At 60.7% G+C, this 2,770-nt stretch carries 2 protein-coding genes; one reads left to right on the top strand and one right to left on the bottom strand.

Annotation, left to right across the window (positions count from 1 at the left end; genetic code table 11):
* Nucleotides 1–55 precede the first annotated feature (55 nt).
* Nucleotides 56–1,156 (bottom strand): glycine betaine monooxygenase reductase subunit, encoded by a 1,101-nt coding sequence (gbcB, locus tag HU811_RS26460; RefSeq protein ID WP_047228148.1) that lies wholly within the window; start codon nucleotides 1,154–1,156, stop codon nucleotides 56–58.
* 285 nt (nucleotides 1,157–1,441) lie between these two features.
* On the opposite strand from gbcB, the gene gbca reads away from it, so the two are divergent.
* Nucleotides 1,442–2,737: a glycine betaine monooxygenase oxygenase subunit gene (gene gbca / locus HU811_RS26455; RefSeq protein ID WP_092400748.1), complete on the top strand. Its 1,296-nt coding sequence runs from the start codon at nucleotides 1,442–1,444 to the stop codon at nucleotides 2,735–2,737.
* The last annotated feature ends 33 nt before the right edge of the window (nucleotides 2,738–2,770 follow it).

Raw genomic sequence — 2,770 nt, 5'->3', positions numbered from 1 at the left:
CCCAGCGGGGATAAATCCCCTCGCCACAAGAGCTCATCGCCTGCCAGAGAACGGATCAAAACTCGATCCGCACATCCCCCTTCGGCACGCTGCAGCACGACAGAATGTAACCTTCGGCCTCGTCGTCCTCGGTGATCCCGCCGTTGTGGTCCATCTCCACTTCCCCGCCCAGTTTCAAGACCTTGCAGGTGCCGCAGATGCCCATGCCGCAGGCCTTGGGGATCATCATGCCGAGCTTGGCAGCGGCGGCGTGGACGGTTTCTCCCGGTCCCACGCGAATACTCTTGCCGGAGGCGGTGAACTCCACCAGATGCAGATCCGCCACATCGACTTCCGGGGCGTCGGCAGCCTGTTCGGCTTGCTCCACGGCATCGGCACGGGCTTCCGGTGGTGTGGCGCCGAAGGACTCCTCGTGGTAACGCGTCATGTCGAAGCCAGCGGCCTCCAGCAGGCGCTTGACCGCGTTCATGTATGGCGTTGGGCCACAGCAGAACACTTCGCGCTCAAGGAAGTCCGGCGCCATCAGTTCGAGCATCTTGTGGTTCAGGTAGCCTCGGTAACCGGCCCAAGGCTCGCCCAGGCCGTGCTTTTCGCAGATCAGGTGCAGATTGAAGTTGTCGATCCGCGAGGCCATGTGCTCCAGCTCGCGGTGATAGATGATGTCCTTGGGCGAGCGGGCGCTGTGGATAAACACCATGTCGACGTTGGCGTTGGTGTCGTAATACCAGCGCGCCATGGACATCACTGGCGTGATGCCGACGCCGCCGCTGAGGTAAAGCACCTTCGGGTTCGAGAAATCGATGGCATTGAACAGGCCGACCGGCCCGTGCACCGCCAGCTCCTGGCCTTCGTGCAGGGTGTCGTGCAACCAGTTGGAAACCTTGCCCCCCGGTACGCGCTTGATGGTCACCGAAAAGCTGTAGGGCACCGACGGCGAGCTGGAAATGGTGTAGGAGCGCATGATCGGCTGACCTTCGATTTCAAGCTCCAGGGTGACGAATTGCCCCGGCTTGAAAAAGAACAGAATCGGCTGATCAGCCATGAAGCAAAAGGTGCGCACATCCCAGGTTTCCTGGATGACTTTGACGCAACGGACAATGTGACGACCATTGGCCCAGGTCTGGGTGGTTACCGGGTTCAGGAAGCTGTTGGACATGCTGATCTCCACGGCCGACTGTCGGCCTCTTATGAGGCGATTCTGCGTATAGCGCGAATCGCCCATTTACCTATCTGCGACATTCACATGCTTACCGCGACCAGCCCCTAACGACAGGACCTTGCGCGTCGGGAACAGATTGGGCCATGTCGCCCATGGATAAGGTTCGCCCCCTGCGCGGCCCCACACTCGCCCCCAACAGACAAATAATATTTTCTGCCTTGCGTAGCACATTTGATTAGCCACTTTTCGCCGGCCACGTAGAGGGCCCATGAGGATAAAACGATGGACGTCACCGCAACCCTGAGCCTGGGCGATCCGCTGGAACCCGCACGCAAGGCCACCGCGCAAATGCTGCAGGAACGCGAGCGCACTTTCTCGCTGCCGCAGCCGTTCTACTCCGATGAGCGCCTGTTTGATATCGACATGCAGGAAATCTTTCAGAAGGAGTGGTTGATCGCCGGCATGACCTGCGAAATCCCGACCAAAGGCAACTACCTGACCCTGCAGGTCGGCAAGAACCCGATCATCGTGATCCGCGGCGCCGACGGCGTGGTGCATGCGTTCCACAACGTCTGCCGTCACCGTGGCTCGCGGCTGTGCACCAGCGAAAAGGGCAAGGTCGCCAAACTGGTTTGCCATTACCACCAGTGGACCTACGAGCTGGACGGTCGCCTATTGTTCGCCGGCACCGAAATGGGCGCCGACTTCGACATGAAGCAGTACGGCTTGAAGCCAGTCAACGTGAAGACCGCCGGTGGCTACATCTTCATCAGCCTGGCGGAGAACCCGCCGGCCATTGACGACTTCCTGGCGACCTTGACCCATTACATGGAACCCTACGACATGGAAAACACCAAGGTGGCGGTGCAAACCACCTTGATGGAAAAGGCCAACTGGAAACTCGTGCTGGAAAACAACCGCGAGTGCTACCACTGCGGCGGTGCGCACCCGGAACTGCTCAAGACCCTGCTGGAATGGGACGACGTCACCGATCCGCGGGCCGACCAGGCGTTCAAGGACCATGTGGCCGCTTCCGCCGCCGCTTGGGACGCCGAGAAGATCCCTTACGCCCACGCCAGTTTTGGCCTGCGCAACCGTATCGTGCGCATGCCGCTGCTCAAGGGCACCGTGTCGATGACCATGGACGGCAAGCAGGGCTGCGCCAAACTGATGGGTCGCATCAAGAACCCGGACCTGGGCTCGATGCGCATCCTGCACTTGCCGCACTCGTGGAACCACTGCATGGGCGACCACATCATCGTGTTCACCGTGTGGCCGATCAGCGCCCAGGAAACCATGGTCACCACCAAGTGGATCGTGCACAAGGACGCGGTCGAAGGCGTGGATTACGACGTGGCGCGCATGCGCCAGGTCTGGGACGCCACCAACGACCAGGACCGTCGCCTGGCCGAAGAAAACCAGCGCGGCATCAACTCCACCGCCTACCAGCCAGGCCCGTACTCCAAAACCTATGAGTTCGGCGTGGTGAACTTCGTGGACTGGTACAGCGAGCGCATGCTCAACAACCTGGGGGCGGAACCTGCGCCTTACCTCAAGGGCGTGCCGGTCCAGGGCTGACAGCAAAAGCTTCGCGAGCAAGCCCGCTCCCAC

This window comes from Pseudomonas tehranensis (genome assembly GCF_014268615.1).
GTDB lineage: Bacteria > Pseudomonadota > Gammaproteobacteria > Pseudomonadales > Pseudomonadaceae > Aquipseudomonas > Aquipseudomonas tehranensis.
Note: the sequence above shows the minus strand (reverse complement) of the source record. Positions and strands in the feature narration are given on the sequence as shown.